The 20,756-nt window shown below is 58.5% G+C and carries 18 protein-coding genes; 6 read left to right on the forward strand and 12 right to left on the reverse strand.

The window, feature by feature from the left end; all coding sequences use genetic code 11:
- Window positions 1–179 precede the first annotated feature (179 nt).
- The 12 genes from cyoE to ACYZT4_RS16105 form a co-directional block, all read right to left on the reverse strand.
- Window positions 180–1,067 carry a heme o synthase gene (gene cyoE / locus ACYZT4_RS16050; protein ID WP_461981193.1) on the reverse strand — a complete coding sequence of 296 codons (888 nt, stop codon included), beginning with the start codon at window positions 1,065–1,067 and terminating at the stop codon, window positions 180–182.
- An 11-nt stretch (window positions 1,068–1,078) separates the two neighbouring features.
- Window positions 1,079–1,441: a cytochrome o ubiquinol oxidase subunit IV gene (gene cyoD, locus ACYZT4_RS16055; protein ID WP_461981195.1), complete on the reverse strand. Its 363-nt coding sequence runs from the start codon at window positions 1,439–1,441 to the stop codon at window positions 1,079–1,081.
- Window positions 1,442–2,068, reverse strand: a complete 627-nt coding sequence (locus ACYZT4_RS16060) for a cytochrome o ubiquinol oxidase subunit III (RefSeq protein WP_461981197.1) — start codon at window positions 2,066–2,068, stop codon at window positions 1,442–1,444.
- Window positions 2,069–2,071: 3 nt separating this feature from the next.
- On the reverse strand, window positions 2,072–4,102 hold the full coding sequence (gene cyoB / locus ACYZT4_RS16065; RefSeq protein WP_461981199.1) for a cytochrome o ubiquinol oxidase subunit I: 2,031 nt from the start codon (window positions 4,100–4,102) through the stop codon (window positions 2,072–2,074).
- Window positions 4,103–4,105: 3 nt separating this feature from the next.
- A complete protein-coding gene (gene cyoA / locus ACYZT4_RS16070) occupies window positions 4,106–5,050 on the reverse strand; it encodes a ubiquinol oxidase subunit II (RefSeq protein ID WP_461981201.1) in 945 nt (314 codons plus the stop codon).
- Between the two features lie 827 nt (window positions 5,051–5,877).
- Complete coding sequence (locus ACYZT4_RS16075; RefSeq protein WP_461981203.1) at window positions 5,878–6,387, reverse strand: disulfide bond formation protein B; 510 nt, start codon at window positions 6,385–6,387, stop codon at window positions 5,878–5,880.
- A gap of 180 nt (window positions 6,388–6,567) precedes the next feature.
- On the reverse strand, window positions 6,568–7,344 hold the full coding sequence (locus ACYZT4_RS16080; RefSeq protein WP_461981205.1) for an ABC transporter substrate-binding protein: 777 nt from the start codon (window positions 7,342–7,344) through the stop codon (window positions 6,568–6,570).
- 294 nt (window positions 7,345–7,638) lie between these two features.
- Window positions 7,639–8,091, reverse strand: coding sequence for a molybdopterin synthase catalytic subunit MoaE (moaE, locus tag ACYZT4_RS16085; RefSeq protein WP_461981207.1), 453 nt, complete (start codon window positions 8,089–8,091; stop codon window positions 7,639–7,641).
- A gap of 3 nt (window positions 8,092–8,094) precedes the next feature.
- On the reverse strand, window positions 8,095–8,337 hold the full coding sequence (locus ACYZT4_RS16090) for a MoaD/ThiS family protein (RefSeq protein ID WP_461981209.1): 243 nt from the start codon (window positions 8,335–8,337) through the stop codon (window positions 8,095–8,097).
- Complete coding sequence (moaC, locus tag ACYZT4_RS16095) at window positions 8,334–8,807, reverse strand: cyclic pyranopterin monophosphate synthase MoaC (RefSeq protein WP_461981211.1); 474 nt, start codon at window positions 8,805–8,807, stop codon at window positions 8,334–8,336. Before moaC ends, ACYZT4_RS16090 begins: the two co-directional genes overlap by 4 nt.
- Before the next feature lie 171 nt (window positions 8,808–8,978).
- Window positions 8,979–10,373 carry a PhoH family protein gene (locus tag ACYZT4_RS16100; RefSeq protein WP_461981213.1) on the reverse strand — a complete coding sequence of 465 codons (1,395 nt, stop codon included), beginning with the start codon at window positions 10,371–10,373 and terminating at the stop codon, window positions 8,979–8,981.
- 349 nt (window positions 10,374–10,722) lie between these two features.
- Window positions 10,723–11,847: a polysaccharide deacetylase family protein gene (locus ACYZT4_RS16105; protein WP_461981215.1), complete on the reverse strand. Its 1,125-nt coding sequence runs from the start codon at window positions 11,845–11,847 to the stop codon at window positions 10,723–10,725.
- A 170-nt stretch (window positions 11,848–12,017) separates the two neighbouring features.
- On the opposite strand from ACYZT4_RS16105, the gene yaaA reads away from it, so the two are divergent.
- From yaaA to ACYZT4_RS16135, 6 genes are all read left to right on the forward strand, one after another.
- A complete protein-coding gene (yaaA, locus tag ACYZT4_RS16110) occupies window positions 12,018–12,797 on the forward strand; it encodes a peroxide stress protein YaaA (protein WP_461981217.1) in 780 nt (259 codons plus the stop codon).
- An 834-nt stretch (window positions 12,798–13,631) separates the two neighbouring features.
- Entirely contained in the window at window positions 13,632–14,948 is a 1,317-nt protein-coding gene (locus ACYZT4_RS16115) for a nucleotide sugar dehydrogenase (protein ID WP_461981219.1), read from the forward strand.
- A gap of 103 nt (window positions 14,949–15,051) precedes the next feature.
- On the forward strand, window positions 15,052–16,533 hold the full coding sequence (gene alg8, locus ACYZT4_RS16120; protein ID WP_461981221.1) for a mannuronan synthase: 1,482 nt from the start codon (window positions 15,052–15,054) through the stop codon (window positions 16,531–16,533).
- Window positions 16,534–16,569: 36 nt separating this feature from the next.
- On the forward strand, window positions 16,570–17,739 hold the full coding sequence (locus ACYZT4_RS16125; protein WP_461981223.1) for a PilZ domain-containing protein: 1,170 nt from the start codon (window positions 16,570–16,572) through the stop codon (window positions 17,737–17,739).
- A gap of 15 nt (window positions 17,740–17,754) precedes the next feature.
- Window positions 17,755–19,257 (forward strand): alginate biosynthesis TPR repeat lipoprotein AlgK, encoded by a 1,503-nt coding sequence (algK, locus tag ACYZT4_RS16130; protein ID WP_461981225.1) that lies wholly within the window; start codon window positions 17,755–17,757, stop codon window positions 19,255–19,257.
- Window positions 19,254–20,738: an alginate export family protein gene (locus ACYZT4_RS16135; RefSeq protein WP_461981227.1), complete on the forward strand. Its 1,485-nt coding sequence runs from the start codon at window positions 19,254–19,256 to the stop codon at window positions 20,736–20,738. The genes algK and ACYZT4_RS16135 overlap by 4 nt, the downstream gene beginning before the upstream one ends.
- Window positions 20,739–20,756: the final 18 nt, after the last annotated feature.

Consider the following 20,756-nt stretch of genomic DNA (forward strand, 5'->3'; position numbering starts at 1 on the left):
CATCGCGAGCAAGCTCGCTCCTACAAAGGGACGGCGCAGGATGCAAAAAATGGAGGACACCTCAATTCATTGTAGGAGCGAGCTTGTTCGCGAAATCGGCACCCCGGTCCACCAAATCACCCAACAAAAAACCCCGCGCTTCTTTCGAAGGCGGGGTTTTTTCTTACAACATCCGACGCTTAAGGCGCGTACGTCAGCAGCAGCTCGGTCGGCACTTTGAAGTCCAGGGACATCATCACGCTCAACGCGGTAATGGTGAAGATCGAGAACACGAACAGCTTGCGTGCCCAGACCGTGTCATCCACTGCCTTGTAGCCGGTCCACGCCATGTACAACCAGTACATGCCCATGGCCGCGGCGACGGCGAGGTAGCTCATGCCGGCGTAGCCGCTGAAGGTCAGCATCAAGGTCGCCACGAGGAAGGCCAGGATGTAGATCAGGATGTGCTTCTTGGCCACTTGAATCCCGCGCTTCACCGGCAGCACCGGAATCGATGCGGCCAGGTAATCGTTGAAGCGGAAGATTGCGATGGCGTAGGAATGCGGCATCTGCCACAGGCTGAACATCACCAGCAGCGTCAGTGCAGCCATGTCGAAGCTGTTGCTGACGGCGACATAACCGATCACCGGCGGCATCGCCCCCGACAGGCTGCCCACCAGCGTGCCGTGCACCGATTTGCGCTTGAGGTACAGGCTGTAGAAGCCGACGTAGATGACAAACCCGATCACCGCAAACAGCGCGGCCAACGGGTTAGCCACCTTGTACAACAGCGCAACGCCGGCGACACCAAGGACGGTCGCGAAGATCAGGGCCAGTTTCAGGGAGACAAAGCCCTGCACCAGCGCCCGATTCTTGGTGCGTTCCATCTTGATGTCGATGTCGCGGTCGATGCAGTTGTTGAACACGCAACCGGAAGCCACCACCAGGGACGTGCCGATCATCGCGGCCAGGAAAATGGCCAGATCGACATGCCCTTTCGAGGCCAGGAAAAATCCGCCTGCCACTGAAAGCACGTTACCGAAAATGATCCCCGGTTTGGTGATTTGGATAAAGTGCTTCAAGGACATCCGGATTTACCTCAGTGCGCCATCATGTTGTTGTGGATGCTGAACATGATCCACAGCGACAGGCCAACCAGCAGGACAATCACGATCGCGGCGAATACAAACGCGATCACGTTGTTACGTTGCGCGGCCGAACGGTCCAGGTGAAGGAAGTACACCAGGTGCACCAGCACCTGGATCACGGCGAAGGCCAGTACGATCCACAGGGTCAGGGCTTTCGGCAGCGACGGGTACATGACCAGACCGAACGGGATCAGGGTCAGGATCACCGACAGAACGAAGCCAATGACGTAGGACTTGACGCTGCCGTGGCTGGCATCGTGGCCGCCGTGGCTATCGTGGCTGCCGTGGCTGCCGTGGGAGTGAGTGTTAGCCATTTACATAGTCCCCATCAGATAAACAACGGTGAATACGCAGATCCACACCACGTCCAGGAAGTGCCAGAACAGGCTAAGGCAGCTCAGACGGGTCTTGTTGGTCGCCGTCAGGCCGTTTTTCTGCACCTGGTACATCATGATTGCCATCCAGATCAGACCGCTGGTCACGTGCAGACCGTGGGTGCCGACGAGGGTGAAGAACCCGGACAGGAAGCCGCTGCGGCTAGGGCCGAAGCCCTCGGAGATCAACATGTGGAACTCGTTGATTTCCATGCCGATGAAGCCGGCGCCGAACATGAAGGTCATGGCCAGCCAGCCCAGGACCTGCTTCTTGTTACCCCGGAAGAACGCCAGCATGGCGAAGCCGTAGGTGATCGAACTGAACAGCAGCAGAGCGGTTTCGCCCAGTACGTACGGCAGTTCGAAGATGTCGTGGCCCGACGGGCCACCCGCTACGTTGTTAACCAGTACCGCGTACGCCGCGAAGATCGATGCAAACAGAATGCAGTCGGTCATCAGGTAGAGCCAGAAACCGAATACGGTCATCTCGCCCGAGTCGTGGTGATGGTCATCGTGCCCATGTTCATCGACATGGGTGTGTCCAGCATTGGTCACTAAGTTCGACATGGTTTAAGCCTGTTCCAACGAGGTTTCAACACGGGTGGCGGAGGCTGGGACTTTCCCGGCCGCGACCAGACGCTTGTGCTGCTCGGCTTCGATGCGCTCGATCACGTCGACCGGCACCATATAGCCCTGGTCATCGCGTGCAGCGTGGATCACGAAGTACACCACGGTGCCGATCAGGCCGAAGGCAGCCAGCCACCAGATGTGCCAGATCATCGCGAAACCGAACACGGTCAACAGAGCACCCATGACCAGACCGGTCGCGGTGTTGTTGGGCATGTGGATCGGCTCGTACTTGGCCGGAGCCTGGTACGCGGTGCCGTTTTCCTTGGCTTCGGTGAACGGGTCGATGCTTTCTGCTTTTGGCAGGACGGCAAAGTTGTAGAACGGTGGTGGCGACGAGGTCGACCATTCCAGGGTATGGGCATTCCACGGGTCGCCGTGTTCGCACATGTTTTCTGGCAGGTTGCGATCACGCACGCTGACGTACAGCTGAATCAACTGGCAGGCGATACCGACTGCAATCATCACCGCGCCGAACAGGGCCACGTACAGGTATGGCACCCACTCAGGGTTGGTGGTGGCGTTCAGACGACGGGTCATGCCCATGAAGCCCAGTACATAAAGCGGCATGAACGCGACGAAGAAGCCAGTGATCCAGAACCAGAATGCGGCCTTGCCCCAACCTTCGTGCAGCTTGAAGCCGAACGCTTTCGGGAAGTAGAAGCCGAAGCCTGCGATGTAGCCGAATACCGCGCCGCCGATGATCACGTTGTGGAAGTGCGCGATCACGAACAGGCTGTTGTGCAGAACGAAGTCAGCACCCGGAATGGCCAGCAGTACGCCGGTCATGCCGCCGATGGCGAAGGTCACCATGAAGCCCAGGGTCCAGAGAACCTGGCTGGTGAAACGCAAACGACCTTGATAGATGGTGAACAGCCAGTTGAATAGCTTCACCCCCGTCGGGATCGAAATCAGCATCGTCGCCAGACCGAAGAAGGCGTTGACGCTGGCACCCGAACCCATGGTGAAGAAGTGGTGCAGCCAGACCATGAAGCCCAGGATCGAGATCGCGCCCGAGGCATAGATCATCGAGTGGTGGCCGAACAGACGCTTGCCGGAGAAGGTCGAGATGACTTCGGAGAAAATCCCGAACGCCGGCAGAATCAGGATGTAAACCTCGGGGTGACCCCAGGCCCAGAACAGGTTGACGTACATCATTGGATTGCCACCAAGTTCATTGGTGAAAATGTGGAAATCCATGTAACGGTCAAGCGTCAGCAGTGCCAGGGTAGCGGTCAGGATCGGGAACGAAGCCACGATCAGGACGTTGGCCCAGGTGCAGGTCCAGGTGAAGATCGGCATGTCCATCAGTTTCATGCCAGGGGTACGCATTTTCAGCACGGTGGCGAGGAAGTTGACCCCCGTCAGCGTCGTACCTAACCCCGATAGCTGTAGCGCCCAGATGTAGTAGTCCATCCCTACGCCAGGGCTGTATTGCAGACCCGACAGCGGTGGATAGGCAACCCAGCCGGTCTTGGCGAATTCGCCGACGCCCAGGGACAGGTTGATCAGCACCACGCCAGACACCAGCAACCAGAAGCTCAGGGAGTTCAGGAACGGGTAGGCAACGTCACGCGCGCCGATCTGCAGCGGCACTGCAAGGTTCATCAGGCCGGTGAAGAATGGCATCGCCATGAAGATGATCATGATCACACCGTGGGCGGTGAAGATCTGGTCATAGTGTTCAGGCGGCAGGTAGCCAGGCGAACCCTCGGTGGCCATGGCCAACTGGGTACGCATCATGATGGCGTCGGCAAAACCACGCAGCAGCATGACCATGGCAACGATGATGTACATCACGCCGATTTTCTTGTGGTCGACCGACGTCAGCCATTCGGACCACAGGTAGGTCCACTTCTTGAAGTAGGTGATTGCAGCGAACAGCGCCAGGCCACCGAGTGCGATCATGGCGATGGTAATCATCACGATCGGTTCGTGGAACGGGACCGCTTCCCAACTTAATTTACCAAACATCGTTTACTCCTCTGCCCCGGCAGCTGAATGCGAACTCATGTCCATCCCTTCCATGGCAGCCACTTCGTGCTCTTTCTTCTCGTGGTGCATTGGCTTGCCCGGATTCATCCCTTCGTACTTGTCGAGGATGGTCTGGAACAGGTTTGGCGTGTACGAGTTGTAAAGCGCGACTGGGTTGTTCTGGCTTGGCTTGGCAAGGGCTTCGTATTCAGCTTTTTCAAGCTGTTTAGGTGCCTTTTTGACTTCGCTGACCCAGGCGTCGAAATCTTCCTGAGAGGTCGCGATAGCTTTGAACTTCATGCCGGTGAAACCTGCGCCGCTGTAGTTGGCGGAGATACCGTCCATTTCAGCATTCTGGTTGGCGATCAGGTGCAGCTTGGTCTGCATGCCCGCCATCGCGTAGATCTGACCGCCCAGCGCAGGGATGAAGAACGAGTTCATCACCGAGTCGGAAGTGATCTTGAAGTTGATCGGCGTGTGCGCCGGGAACACGATCTTGTTGACCGTGGCAATGCCTTGTTCCGGGTAGATGAACAGCCACTTCCAGTCCAGGGCGACCACTTCAATGGTGATCGGCTTGACGTCGGATTCCAGCGGCTTGTACGGGTCCAGGGCGTGGGTCGATTTGTAGGTGACGTAACCCAGGGCAGCGATGATCAGCACGGGAACAGCCCACACCGCGATTTCGATCTTGGTGGAATGCGACCACTTCGGCGTGTAGACGGCGTCGGTGTTGGACGCGCGGTATTTCCAGGCGAACAGGAAGGTCATGACAATGACCGGAACCACGACCAACAGCATCAGCAGCGTTGCGGTGATGATCAGGTTTCTCTCGTCCAGGCCAACCTGGCCCTTGGGATCGAGCAAGGTCATGTTGCAGCCTGACAGCAACAACGTGCCGATCAGCGGCAATAAGCCTAGTAGTCTGGGGTACCTGTTTTTACTCATCTCACGACCTCTAAAGCAGCTTGCGCAATGCAGTTGGGTTTTGATCGCCAACACTTCACCCTGCCAAGGGTTGGCATTTTCTTGGATTGAATAAGGGCTGCCCGTCGCGCGTCAGACGCTGTTCGACAAATCCTGGGCCAGCGGTGAGTTCTTATTCGAATTCGTGGTCAAAGGCCTTTTTACAGACCAATTCCATTTGGTGCGGATAGATGGAAGGCACCGACACCTGGACGTCACGTGAAGCCATCATGCTTCTAGACACCGTGTTGCTGCTCATGCACCTGTGTCAGGGTGAGCCGTGTCGGGTATTCAGTGCGGGCGATTGTAGATATGTAGCGATTCATAAACCATGTCTCATCCCGAAATAATTTTTATCCATTCCAGCAACAATCCATCACGTTTTATGCAAAAGCGCGCCATGTTAGCGAGATTGAGTCTCAACAAAAACACCAAAAATCGTGGGGCTACCACGCGCAGTTCAGACAGTGTCAAGGCCCCTGCCCTCGCCCGCCACCGCGCCCAAGCCCCCATGTGACAAGGGCTCTGGCAATTCGCGACAGCCTGTTAAAACTGCCTGTTCCAGGGTTTGCGCCTCGAACGCGGACGAGGTTTTCGAAGGCCAATTTGCATGTTCGGTCATACGCCAATTGGACGCTCTGAAATTCCTTGCGACACTCGCGCTGTGACAACATGTCGCACATGCGCCACCCCCTGGTTGCCGCACATCACGAACTTTTATTCCCGGCCCCTGAAACGCAAAACGCCCCGGCCCTCTCAACGAGGACCGGGGCGTTTTCATGCGTTACGCAAAGAGGCGGCGATCGCCCTCAGCGCAGCGCTTTGCGGTTACGCGAAATGAGCAACGGCACCAGCACCACCACCAGCACAAACGCGATCAACGCCCATTGCGCCAGGGACAGACCGAGGATCGGCGGATACGGCGTGGAGCAGAAACCATCGACCTGGAAACCCAGCGGGAAGATCTTCGCCAGCGGCAAACCGTCGACAATCGGTTGCAGCACATCGATGCCGCAGCTTACGGCTGGATAGAACTGGGTAAAGACATGATGCCCGGCCACTGCAACACCCGCCACGGCGCTGATCACCACCAGGGTTTCAAACACTGTGATACTGCGGCGGGTGCTCATCGCGGCGCCGATGAACGCAAAGATCGCGATCAGCAGCAAGGCATAACGTTGCAGGATGCACAGCGGGCACGGCGCCTCTTCCAACACAATCTGCATGTACAGCGCGCCACCGATCAGCGCCAGGCAGATGATGCCCAGCAACACCAGGTAGCGCCGCTCACGGCCCAACCGCATCGTTTCCTCGCTCATTGCGTTTCCCTTCTAGATATCGATTGACCGGAAGTCTACACGCTGGCCCGGGGCTTGGAGAGCCCGAGAGGTGCTGAATAGATGTCGGGGAATAAACGATAGAGCGGTTAAGAAGGGATTAAAGGGTAACGCTCCATGCCGACCCAATGTAGGAGCGAGCCTGCTCGCGAATGCGATGGATCAGTCGCCGTAGATATCAGACTTGAAGTACTTATCGGAAATCTTCTGGTACTCGCCATTCGCCCGAATGCCATCGATTGCCGTATTTAACTGGCTGACCAACTCGGTATTGCCCTTGCGCACCGCAATACCGGCGCCCTCGCCCACGTATTTCGGGTCCTTGAGCTCAGGCCCGACGAAGGCATAACCCTTGCCGCGCGGCATCGACAGGAAGTCATTCAACGGGATGGTGTCGGCAAAAATCGCATCGAGGCGGCCGGCCGCCAGGTCCATGTAGATCTCTTCGTTGTTGCCATAACGCTTGACGTTGATGCCTTTTGGCTCAAACACCTCGGTGGCGTAACGGTCGGTGGTGGTGGCACGCTGCACACCAACGGTCTTGCCCTTGAGGCTGGCGTACTGGTCATCCACGGTGGCGCCGTCCTTCATGACCAGGCGCGAAGAAGTGAAGTAGTACTTGTGGGTGAAATCCACTGACTTTTTGCGGTCTTCGTTGATGGTCATGGACGACAGCGCCATGTCGATTTTCTTCACCTTGAGGGAAGGAATCAGACCGTCGAACTCACCTTCGACCCACACGCACTTGACCTGCATCTGCGCACACAGGGCATTGCCGATGTCGTAGTCGAAACCGACGATTTCGCCTGTGTCGGTTTTGGAGGCGAACGGCGGATACGCCGCTTCAATACCGATGCGCAGGGTTTTCTCGGCGGCAAACACAGTGCTGCACGCCAACAGGCTCAGGGCCAGACCGGTGATGAGGGGAAATTTCTTCATGTTCGTTCTCTCGCGGGTTGTTGTTGGTTTGGCAAGACAGAAGAAGAGCAGAAACTGGGGCTTTTGTACTTATAATTCCATACTGGACTTTTATGTATTGGCCGTCAATCGGGCGAACATGAAGATAGGCCGGGCGGTGGGTCAGGGAGGTTTGCGGTGTTGTGGATGTCCTTATCGCGAGCAGGCTCACTCCTACAGTGGAGCTTCGTGGCACACAAATTAAGTGCACAACCAGATCCAATGTGGGAGTGAGACCGGCTTGCCGGCGATGACATTTTTGAAGGCAACGCAGAACTACTGCTTCCAGCGATCCGCCGCCGCATGATCACTGACCCGCCCTTCCACCCAACGAGCACCCTCGCTGGTGTTTTCTTTCTTCCAGAACGGCGCGCGGGTTTTCAGGTAGTCCATGACAAAGGCGCAAGCGTCGAATGCTGCCTGGCGGTGCGCGCTGGCGGCGCCGACGAACACGATTGGCTCGCCCGGTTCAAGCGCGCCAATGCGATGCAACACTTCAAGCTTGAGCAGTGGCCAGCGCTGCCCGGCTTCTTCGGCGATCTTGCCGAGGGCTTTTTCGGTCATGCCCGGATAATGCTCAAGGAACATTCCCGCGACGTCGCGTCCCTCATTGAAGTCGCGCACGTAGCCGACAAAACTTACCACTGCACCGACACCGACATCGGCGGCATGCATGGCGTTGACTTCAGCGCCCGGATCGAACGCCGTGGCCTGCACACGAATCGCCATGGCTCAGCCCCCGGTCACGGTCGGGAAGAACGCCACTTCATCACCGTCAGTCACCGGCTCGTCCAGCTGGCAAAGGTCTTCGTTGCGGGCGCACATCAGGTTCTGCTCGCTCAACACATCGGCGCCATCCCGCTCGGCCAGCAGCGCGCGAACGTCATCGACCGTGGCGAAGTCGCCTTTGACCTCCACCGAGTCCACGCCCAGTGCTTCTCTATAACGAGCGAAAAACTTCACGGTAAGATTCATGGTTGATCCGCCTGGAAATGGCCGCTCTTGCCGCCGACCTTCTCCAGCAGGCGCACGCTTTCGATGGCCATGCCGCGATCCACGGCCTTGCACATGTCATAGATAGTCAGCGCCGCGACGCTGGCGGCGGTCAGCGCTTCCATCTCGACGCCGGTTTGCCCGGACAGCTTGCAGCGCGCGACGATGCGCACGGAGTCGTCGCCTTCAGCACTGAGTTCGACCTTGACGCCGGTGAGCATCAACGGATGGCACAGGGGAATCAGATCGCTGGTTTTCTTCGCTGCCTGAATGCCGGCAATGCGCGCCACGGCGAACACATCACCCTTGGGGTGGCCGCCGCTGACGATCATGTGCAGGGTTTCGGGCTGCATGCGCACCAGCGCCTGGGCCGTCGCCTCACGGAACGTCACGGCTTTTTCGGTGACGTCGACCATGTTGGCGCGACCTTGGGAATCGAGATGAGTCAGCACGGGGGCCTCCTTGAGGCAGCTATAAGCGACAAGCTACAAGCGGCAAGTTAAAAGCCAGTCCGGCTGTAGATTTATGAGAAGTATTTAAGCAGCCGAAAGCCGCAAGCTTCAAGCGGTAAGTGAAGTTCACTCAATTCGCTTGAAACTTGCAGCTTGCAGCTTGCAGCTTTCTCAGAGATGCGTTTCGGCGTATTCGGCCAGGATCGAACGTGGCACCCCTTGCAGGGTGATGTGTACACCGTTCGGGAAGTCCTTGAAGCGTTCGGTCAGGTAGGTCAGCCCGGAGCTGGTCGCGGAGAGGTAAGGGGTGTCGATCTGCGCCAGGTTGCCCAGGCACACCACTTTGGAACCGGCGCCGGCACGGGTGATGATGGTTTTCATCTGGTGCGGCGTGAGGTTCTGGCATTCGTCGATCAGAATCAGGCTCTGCTGGAAGCTGCGACCCCGGATGTAGTTGAGGGATTTGAACTGCAAAGGCACTTTGCTGAGGATGTAATCGACGCTGCCATGGGTGTTTTCATCATCCATGTGCAAGGCTTCGAGGTTGTCAGTAATGGCGCCCAGCCAAGGCTCCATTTTTTCCGCTTCGGTGCCGGGCAGGAAACCGATCTCCTGGTCCAGGCCCTGCACGCTGCGGGTTGCGATGATCCGGCGATAGCGCTTGCTGACCATGGTCTGCTCGATCGCCGCCGCCAGCGCCAGAATGGTTTTACCGGAACCCGCCGCACCCGACAGGTTGACCAGGTGAATGTCCGGATCGAGCAAGGCGTACAGCGCCAGGCTCTGGTAGATGTCACGCGGTTTCAGGCCCCAGGCTTCCTGGTGCAACAGGGGTTCCTGATGCAGGTCGAGAATCAGCAGTTTGTCTTCGTCGATTTCCTTGATCCAGCCGACGAAACCCTGTTCATCGATGATGAACTCGTTGATGTGCACTGCTGGCAGGTTGTCGATCATCTTCACCTGATGCCAGGTGCGGCCATGATCCTGACGGGTTTCGACATTCCTGACGAGGTCCCAGAAAGACCCGGTCATGTTGTGATAACCGTTAGGCAGCAATGAAACGTCATCGACCAGTTGGTCGGTGCTGTAGTCCTCGGCCGCGATCCCGCACGCCCGGGCCTTGAGGCGCATGTTGATGTCTTTGGTGACCAGTACGACAGGCAGCTTGGGCTCGCGCGCATGCAGGTCGATTAACTGGTTGATGATGATGTTGTCGTTCAGGTGTTCGGGAAGAATGATGTTCGGCTCGGCACGCTTGCTCATCAGAATTGACAGCAAACCCTTCGGCCCACTTTTGCCACGCCGGATCGGCACGCCCAGTTCGACGTCTTCAGGGCTGGCTTCGCCCAGGGTCTTGTCGATCAGACGAATGGCCTGGCGGCATTCCGCAGCCACGCTGTGATGCCCGCTCTTGAGCTTGTCCAGCTCCTCAAGCACGGTCATCGGGATCGCGACGTGGTGTTCTTCGAAGTTGAGCAGTGCGTTTGGATCGTGAATCAGTACGTTGGTATCGAGTACATAAAGGATAGGCTGGTTGGAGGAAGAACTACGTCCGTGATCATCCATACTCGGTCACCTTTGTGGGAGCCATTAGACGCAATACCTCGGCGGTGCTGCGCCTCGAAGTGACTACCGAATTCACCTGCGTAGCTCTTGTTTGGGGGAGCAAGTGAACTGCACACAAAGTGGGTCTTGGGAGACGCCACCTGTGTTGCAGGGTTCGGCGGTCTGTCTTCGTAATACTCCAAAACATGTGACAGAAAAAAGCACTTTGACGCTTTTTTGAAGTTTATTTTTCAGAGTGACCAATAACACTTGGCGGACTGCCATCACCCCGTTAAAGTCGGAAGTCCGCCTGCACTGAAACTCCGTCCAGATTTGCCCCAACCCCAATGTTTTCGGGCTTTTGCCTTTTTCAGCGAAAGGCGTCCTGACAGTCTTCCCAACCGATCCCGCTCGGCGCCGTTTGCGTCACGAGCCAGGGCAGCGCCGCTTTCACTGCGTCCTGCTTCACATTGAAGTTGATCACCCCATGCCGCCATAACAGCATCAGGGTCAGCACGCGCTGGGCGCTCTGATTGCCCTTGAGCTTGCCGGCGCCGTCCTGGGCGTCAATGTCCCACAGCGCGACCTGCAAGCCCTGGGCCCTGAAGAAGCTTTGCGCGTCCGAACGGCGCTGGCCATCGGGGGGGCGGAATAGCGGCACGTAGTTCTCCGGCAATTTGCTTTTGACCAGCTCGGCGCTGCGCCGCACCGAGTCCTGCCAGTCCTGCCAGTGGCTGTGGGAGCGGAACTCCCAGCCTTGCACGCCGATGCACTGCGCTGAGAAAGTTGCCTGCAGGCCGGCCACCGAGCGCTCGCCAAGACGCGCCTGAATGTCTTTACCCAGCACAAAGAACGTACCGGTCAGGTTGGCCTTGCGCAGGTACTCGGCGACCCACGCCGTGTTGTCCGGCGCGGTGTTGGCGGCACTGTCGAAGGTCAGAAGAAACAGCCGGTCATGCATCTGCTCGCCGTTGCGCTCGTAGTCGCCAAAACGATCGACTTCGCTGCTGGTTTGCGGAAACAGGGCAGCCTTGCGCAACAGCTCGTCGAGGTACTGCGCGTGGAACAGTCGGCTCGGTTCGGCCCACTTGGTGTAGTAGCTGTCGTCGCTGACCTGGAACTTGGCGGCTTGCCCGCGCAAGGTCGCCATGTCTTCGACCAGGAAGCAGAACGACGCATCCTGGTCGCAACTCTGCTGGGCGAAGTTGTAGTTGGCCAGCAGGTGCTGCCACATACGTTGCCGCAGGCGGTTGACCGAATCGAGATTGATTGTGCGCAGGCCCAGGCGCTGGGCCAGGCCCGCCTCATCCAGCGACTCGCTCGCCATCAGCACGCGCGCGAACATCAGGATCTCGGCCCGCGACGCGACATCGAACAGCGTCGGGTTGCTGACCTGTTCAGGCCACGTGCTGCGATCGAGCGTGGCCACATCGCCCGGTGCCGCCATGGCACCGGCACTGAATAGCCAGACTGATAGTAAAAGAACAATACGCAATGGGATGTCTCCATAACAAAACCCGCGCGGCACTATAGCTGATCCAGTGCACTTGATCGTTCCCACGCTCTGCGTGGTAACGATCACCGTCTGGCGCCTATCGCGTCCATAGCTGGAGTCAACACCGACAACCCCCTAGAATCGCGCCCACGATTAAAGGAGACGACTTCATGCTGATGGTGATTTCCCCCGCCAAGACCCTCGATTACGAAACACCGCCCGCGACCCAGCGTTTTACCCAGCCGCAGTACCTCGATCATTCCCAGGAGTTGATCATGCAGTTGCGCGACCTGACGCCAGCGCAGATCAGCGAGTTGATGCACGTCTCCGACAAGATCGGCGGGCTCAACGCCGCGCGTTTCGGCAGCTGGACCCCGGCATTCACCCCGGAAAATGCCAAGCAAGCGCTGCTGGCGTTCAAGGGCGACGTATACACCGGACTCAACGCTCAGACCTTCAGCGAAGCCGATTTTGATTACGCGCAACAGCACCTGCGCATGTTGTCCGGCCTGTATGGCCTGTTGCGCCCACTGGACCTGATGCAACCGTATCGTCTGGAAATGGGCACCAAATGGCCCAACGCCCGAGGCAAGGACCTGTACGCGTTCTGGGGCACACGTATCAGCGAATGGTTGAACGAAGCACTGGCCGATCAAGGCGATGACGTGCTGCTGAACCTGGCGTCCAACGAGTACTTCTCGGCGGTCAAGCGCAACGCCCTGAACGCCCGCATCATCAATACCGATTTCAAGGACCTGAAAAACGGCCAGTACAAAATCATCAGCTTCTACGCAAAAAAAGCCCGGGGCATGATGAGCCGTTTCGTTATTGAAGAGCGCATCAACGACCCGGCAGCCCTCAAGCAGTTCGACGTGCAGGGTTATCGTTACAGCGCCGAGCAGTCCAAACCGGACAATCTGGTGTTTCTTCGCGATCACGCGCCCGAGTAACGCACCGGATCGGCGCACGACAGCAAAATCCCCGTCGTGTGCCATCGCCTGATCGTCGAACAATTCCCAGCCCAATCGCCAGTGTTTTGGCGCCAAAACCCCGCCAGTCAAAAGACTAACTTTTGTTTCACTCGACTTCGGTCACTTTTTTCAGTAGTGGCACTGAAAATTTTTCTCGGTAGTGGCATAAAACTATCCCGGTTGTTAATCACCCCGTGTAACAAGGGTGAAACAGCAAGTGCCATCAATTTGAGAGCAGTGCCATCTTTCTCAATATTTCAAGAAATTTCAGAATTCGCGATGGGCGGGTCGGAACTATGTCCAAATGCGTAGCTCCTACAACCGGTACCGATTATCTCTGAACATGTACGAGATAACTTACACAGAGAAGTGACTCACGTAGCGAAGTTGTCATAATAACTTCCGCTTAATGGACACTCTTAATGAACACTGATGTGGACCCACGATGAAGGACAGGAGATAGCGCTTCAATACTATTCTCTAAATGGCCAAGGCTGCGCCCCTATAAACGTGCTCTCCATAGCACCCAACCGTTTGATTTACGGGCTATTGCCTGGAGTTGAGCGCGCAAGACTTTGCACGAACAACCTCTTCCACGAGGACTCGGCTGCATAACAGGGCACCCCATAATAATAAGGCCTGGTTACGCACACCTTGAGTGCACTTATTTAGACACTCGGAACTTAGTATGCCTGCACGCGGCATTGTGGCGCCTGTCAGCTGCACTTCCGAATGCACTATGACTGCTGAACACCCTTAACTCTGGCCATGTAATGGCTTGAATACAGTTTTGATTAACGAGAGGTAAATGCGATGCGCATCAGCATATTTGGTTTGGGTTACGTCGGTGCAGTATGCGCCGGTTGCCTGTCTGCACGGGGCCATGACGTCGTTGGCGTCGATGTTGCCAAGGACAAGATCGACATGATCAATTCCGGCAAATCGCCAATCGTTGAGCCGGGTCTGGGCGAACTGCTGGCCAAGGGCATCGAGACTGGCAAACTGCGTGGAACGACCGACTTCGCCGAAGCGATTCGTGACACCGACCTGTCGATGATCTGCGTCGGCACGCCGAGCAAGAAGAACGGCGACCTCGAACTGAACTACATCGAAGCGGTATGTCGCGAAATCGGTTTTGTCCTGCGCGACAAGACCACCCGCCACACCATCGTGGTTCGCAGCACCGTTTTGCCGGGCACCGTCGCAAACGTTGTCATCCCGATTCTCGAAGACTGCTCCGGCAAGAAAGCGGGTGTTGATTTCGGCGTCGCGGTCAACCCTGAGTTCCTGCGTGAAAGCACCGCGATCGCCGACTACGACTTGCCACCGATGACCGTCATCGGCGAATTCGACAAGGCGTCCGGCGACGTTCTGCAATCGCTGTACGAAGAACTCGACGCGCCGATTATCCGCAAGGACATCGCCGTTGCCGAAATGATCAAGTACACCTGCAACGTGTGGCACGCCACCAAGGTGACCTTCGCCAACGAGATCGGCAACATCGCCAAAGCGTGCGGCGTCGATGGTCGCGAAGTGATGGAAGTGGTCTGCCAGGACAAGACGTTGAACCTGTCCCAGTACTACATGCGCCCAGGCTTCGCGTTCGGCGGCTCGTGCCTGCCCAAAGACGTGCGCGCTCTGACCTACCGCGCCGGCGCCCTGGACGTGGAATCGCCGTTGCTGAACTCGCTGATGCGCAGCAACGAATCCCAAGTGCAGAACGCCTTCGACATCGTTTCAAGCCACGACAAACGCAAAGTCGCCCTGCTGGGCCTGAGCTTCAAGGCCGGCACCGATGACCTGCGCGAAAGCCCGCTGGTGGATCTGGCAGAAATGCTGATCGGCAAAGGCTACGACCTGAGCATCTACGACGCCAACGTCGAATACGCCCGCGTTCACGGGGCGAACAAGGATTACATCGAGTCGAAGATTCCTCACGTCTCGTCCTTGCTCAACGCCGACTTCGACGAAGTGATCAACAACTCCGACGTGATCATCCTCGGCAACCGTGACGAGAAATTCCGCGCCCTGGCGCAGAACGCTCCGCACGGCAAGCAAGTGATCGACCTGGTCGGCTTCATGTCCCAAGCCACCAGCGTCAGTGGCCGTACCGAAGGCATTTGCTGGTAAAGCAGCCGCAAGCTCCAAGCTCCAAGCCGCAAGTTCAAACGCGCCTCGCTCCTGGCTTGCCGCTTGGAGCTTGGGGCTTGCAACTGACTTTAGGATGTTAAATATGCACAGGCTAAAGCACGGCCTGCTTCAGGCCGCCGGTTGGCTGTTTTACTTAAGTATTCTGATGGGCATCGCCATGGCGTTGCCTGCGACTACGTTCGATTCCGAGTCGAAGGATTTCATCTTCCTGATCGGCTTTATCGGGATCTGGCGCTACTCGATGGGTGCCACGCACTTCCTGCGCGGCATGCTGTTTCTGTACGTGGTCTACCCGCACCTGCGGCGCAAAGTGCGCAAGCTGGGCAAAGCGGCAGACCCGTCACATGTGTTTTTGATGGTCACCAGTTTCCGTATTGATGCGCTGACCACCGCGCAGGTTTACAGCTCGGTGATTCGCGAAGCGATCGACTGCGGCCTGCCGACCACCGTGGTCTGCTCGATCGTGGAAATGTCCGATGAGCTGCTGGTGAAAAACCTCTGGTTGCGGATGAATCCACCGGAGCGGGTCAAGCTCGACTTCGTGCGCATTCCCGGCACCGGCAAGCGAGACGGCCTGGCTTACGGTTTCCGTGCGATCTCCCGGCACATGCCGGACGACCGCGCCGTTGTCGCCGTGGTCGATGGCGACACCGTGCTCGCCGAAGGCGTCGTGCTCAAGACCGTGCCGTGGTTCCAGCTGTTCAGCAACGTCGGCGGCCTGACCACCAACGAGTTCTGCGAAGTGCGCGGCGGCTACATCATGAGCGAGTGGCACAAACTGCGCTTCGCCCAGCGCCACATCAACATGTGCTCGATGGCGTTGTCCAAGCGCGTGCTGACCATGACCGGGCGCATGTCGGTATTCCGCGCCACCGTGGTCACCGACCCGGACTTCATCGCCGACGTCGAAAGCGACTCGCTGCAACACTGGCGCCTCGGTCGCTTCAAGTTTTTGACCGGTGATGACAAATCGAGCTGGTTCAGCCTGATGCGCCTCGGCTACGACACGTTCTACGTGCCGGACGCGGCGATCCACACCGTGGAACACCCGCCGGAAAAAAGCTTCATCAAGGCCAGCCGCAAACTGATGTTCCGCTGGTACGGCAACAACCTGCGCCAGAACGCTCGGGCCCTGGGCCTTGGGGTCAAACGCCTCGGTCTGTTCACGTCCGTGGTGCTGTTCGATCAGCGCGTGTCGATGTGGACGTCGCTGCTGGGCCTGACCGTCGCAATCATCGCATCCTTCAAGTACGGCACCCCGTTCATCCTGGTGTACCTGCTGTGGATCGGCATCACCCGCCTGATCCTGACGCTGCTGCTGTCGTGCTCCGGTCACAAGATCGGCCCGGCCTACCCGATGATTCTCTATTACAACCAGATCGTCGGCGCGCTGGTGAAGATCTACGTGTTCTTCCGCCTCGACCAACAATCCTGGACTCGCCAGGACACCAAATTGACCCGTGATCTCGCCAGCTTTCAACGTTGGTTCAACACCTGGTCGTCTCGGACCATGACCTTCTCCGCCGGCAGCATTTTTGTCGCCGTGCTGCTGATGATGGTCTGACCGCCCCCTTATTGAATTAACCAGGAAATCGCCCCTATGAACACCGCCGTCAACGCCAACGTAGTGCATGAATCCGAAGCCCAGCGCCAACACGCCCGAGTGAAAATCCCGGCCAAGCTGCGCTTCTTCGGTCCCGACCGGACCCCGGTTGAAGCCCGGGTACTCGACCTTTCCGCTGGCGGCCTGGCGTTCAACGCCGGTCAGCTGCCGCTGAAGATCGGTGATGTGCACAAGGCTCGCCTGCAATTCGTCATCGATAACCTCGGCCTTGCGATGGACGTGGAGCTGCAAGTGCGCTCCTTCGACCGCCAGACCGGGCGTGCCGGCTGCCAGTTCCAGAACCTGGAACCGCAAGACATCTCGACCCTGCGCCACCTGATCACCTCGCACCTGGCCGGCGACATTGTCAGCATGGGCGAAGTGCTGGCGACCCTGCAGCGCGACAACTTCACCAAGGCGCGCAAAGTCAAGGATGGCGGCCACGGCATGACCGCATTCGGTCGACTGCGTGCGGTGACCTTCAGCCTGGCGATTTTCCTCGTCGGTCTGGCGGCGTTCGGCTTCATTTTCAAATCGGTGTACGGCATGTACTTTGTCAGCCACGCGCAGGCCGGTCTGGTCAGCGTGCCGGGCATGAACATCACCATGCCGCGTGACGGCACCGTACAAAGCCTGATCAAGGCGGACGGCGTTGCCGCCAAAGGCGCCCCGCTCGCCACCTTCAGCACCAGCATGCTCGACGTGCTCAAGGGCCATCTCGACGAAGACCAGCTGCAACCGGCCAAGGTTGAAGAACTGTTCGGCAAGCAAATGACCGGCACCCTGACTTCTCCATGCGATTGCACCGTGGCGCAGCAACTGGTGGCCGACGGTCAGTACGCCAGCAAGGGCGACGTGATCTTCCAACTGGTGCCGCGCAACAGCGAAGCCAATGTCGAAGCGCGTTTCTCCTATCGCCAGTTCGGCGATGTGCTGCCCGGCAGCCCGGTTCGCTTCCAGATCGCAGGCGATGACCATTCCCGCACCGGCAAGATCGTCAGCAGCACCAGCCTGAAAAGTGCCGACCTGTCCTCCGACATCCGCGTGCTGATCCAGCCGGACGAGCCGCTGGACAGCAAGTTCGCCGGTCGCCCGGTTGAAGTGAACAGCGACCGTGGCCCGAACCTGAACTGGCTGATCGACAAAGCCATGGCTTCCGGTCTTTAAGCAGAGGACATGCCCGTGACGACTCCTATCTTCAACACACCGCAATCCCTGTGGGAGCGAGCCTGCTCGCGATGGGATCGGCGCTGTTTGTCTGATGTACCGAGCCGCCAGCATCGCGAGCAGGCTCACTCCTACAAGGGATATGCGTTCTGCGCGCTGGCCCTTGCAGTCAGCCTCGCCGGCTGCGCGGGCCTGCCCGACCAGCGCCTGGCCAATGAAGCCCTGAAGCGCGGCGACACCGCGCTGGCGCAGCAGAACTACAAGCAACTGGCCGACCTCGGCTACAGCGAAGCGCAAGTCGGCCTCGCCGATATTCAGGTCGACAGCCGCGACCCGGCGCAGATCAAGCAGGCCGAGGCGACTTACCGCGCCGCGGCCGACGTTTCGCCGCGGGCTCAGGCGCGCCTCGGGCGTTTGTTGGTGGCCAAACCCGGTTCCACCGAAGCCGAACAGCACGAAGCCGAAGGCCTGTTGAAAAAAGCCTCGGTCAATGGTGAGGGCAACACCCTGATCCCGTTGGCCATGCTTTACCTGCAATACCCGCACAGTTTCCCTAACGTCAACGCGCAACAGCAAATCAGCCAATGGCGTGCCGAAGGGAAACCTGAAGCGGGCTTGGCCCAGGTGCTGCTCTATCGCACCCAGGGCACTTACGACCAGCACCTGGACGAAGTTGCGACCATCTGCAAAGCCGCGTTGAACACCACCGACATCTGCTACGTCGAGCTGGCCACGGTGTACCAGAAGCAAGCCAAGCCGGAGCTGCAAGCCGAACTGATCAAGCAGATGCAAGCGGCGCATACCCGCGGCACTGTTTCCGCTCAGCGCGTGGACAGCGTCGCTCGCGTATTGGGCGATGCGACCCTGGGCAAGACCGACGAGAAAACCGCGCAGTCGCTGCTCGAAGACATCGCCCCCGGCTACCCCGCTTCCTGGGTCAGCCTGGCGCAGCTGCTCTACGACTTCCCGGAACTCGGTGACGTCGACACGATGATGAAGTACCTGGACAACGGTCGCGCCGCTGACCAGCCGCGCGCTGAACTGCTGCTCGGCAAGCTCTACTACGAAGGCAAGTGGGTACCGGCCGACGCGAAAGTCGCCGAAGAACATTTCCAGAAAGCCGTCGGCCGAGAAGTCGCCGCCGATTATTACCTCGGCCAGATTTACCGCCGTGGCTACCTGGGCAAAGTCTATTCGCAGAAAGCCCTGGATCACCTGCTGACCGCCGCGCGCGCCGGCCAGAACAGTGCCGACTTCGCTATCGCCCAGCTGTTTTCCCAAGGCAAGGGCACCAAACCCAATCCGCTGAACGCCTATGTCTTCAGTCAATTGGCCAAGGCCCAGGACACTCCGCAAGCCACCGAGCTTGCACAAACACTCGAAGCCCAACTGCCGCCTGCCCAGCTCGCCGAGGCCCAACGCCTGTTGAAACAAGAACAAGCCGTTCGTGGCGCCTTGAGCCCAAACACGCTGGATTTGCATGCCCTGCAAGAAGAAGACGGCGAGGAATCCCTATGAAGTTGAATCCATTCGTGAAGGCAGGCATTGGCCTGACCTGCGCCTTGCTGTGGTCGTGCCCGACCCTGGCGGCATTGACCGACGCCAAGAATTTCGGCCTCGAAGTGAAAGTCACCGGCCAGTCCGAAGACGACCGTGACCTCGGCACCGCCAGTGGCGGCGACGTCAACGGTGTCGGCCTCGACCTGCGTCCATGGATCTATGGCGAAAGCGGCGCGTGGAGCGCCTACGCCATGGGTCAGGCGGTGACGTCCACCGACATCATCGAAACCGACACCTTGCAGCAGGCCGACAACGACGGCACCCAGACCACCGACAACGGTGATCGCAAGACCAAGAAAAACTACCTGGGCATGCGTGAATTCTGGGTCGGCTACAGCGGCCTCACGCCGTATCCGGGCGAGCAGTTGAAGCTCGGTCGCCAACGCCTGCGCAACGACGACGGCCAATGGCGCGACACCAACATCGAAGCCCTGAACTGGACCTTCGACACCACGCTGTTACGTGCCAACGTCGGCGTCGCCGAACGCTTCAGCGAATACCGCACCGACCTGAAAGAACTCGCACCGAAAGACAAGGATCGCCTGCACGTCTACGCCGATGCGGCGTATCAGTGGACACCGGGAAACTGGGTGGGCATTCGCGGGCATCACACCCACGATGACGGCAAGCTCGACTACCCGGAACCGGGTGTGGCCGGCGACTCGCTGGACAAGAAACAGAACGGCGACATCAGCTGGCTTGGCCTCACCGCCGACAGCGACGCCTACAACTACCGCAACACCAACACCGTCAATTACTGGGGCAGCCTCACCGGCATGAGCGGTGACACCGACACGGTGAATCAGCTTAATGCCGACGGCACGCGTCCGACCGAAGCCAAGCGCGGTGAAGACCTCAACGGCTGGGCCACCGATGTCGGTGTGCGCCTGCGCCTCGATCCGCAGTGGCAAGTCGGTGCAGCCTATGCCCGCGCCAGCGCCGATTACGAACAGAACGGCCTGGAAAGCAACCGCTCGAACTACACCGGCACACGTTCGCGCGTGCACCGTTTCGGTGAAGCCTTCCGTGGCGAAATGAACAACATGCAGACCGCAACGTTGTTCGGTTCGTGGATGCTCAACGACGAATACGACGCCAGTGTGATCTACCACAAATTCTGGCGCGTCGACGGCAACAAGCCGGTCGGCAGCAACGGCATCAACGCGGTCGAAAACGACACCGACCCGACCGGCGCGGTGCTCTCCAGCACGTCCTTGCCGCTGGAAGATGGCAACAAAGACCTTGGTCAGGAAATGGACCTCGTCGTCACCAAGTACTTCAAGCAAGGCCTGTTGCCTGCCGCGCTGAGCCAGTCGATCGACGAACCGTCGGCCCTGGTGCGCTTGCGTGGCGGTGTGTTCAAGCCGGGCGATGCCTACGGCAAAGAAGTCGATTCGTACATGCACCGCGCGTTCATCGACGTGATCTGGCGCTTCTGATGCGAACCGCGAAGGGAG

Source organism: Pseudomonas sp. GB2N2 (assembly GCF_054897705.1).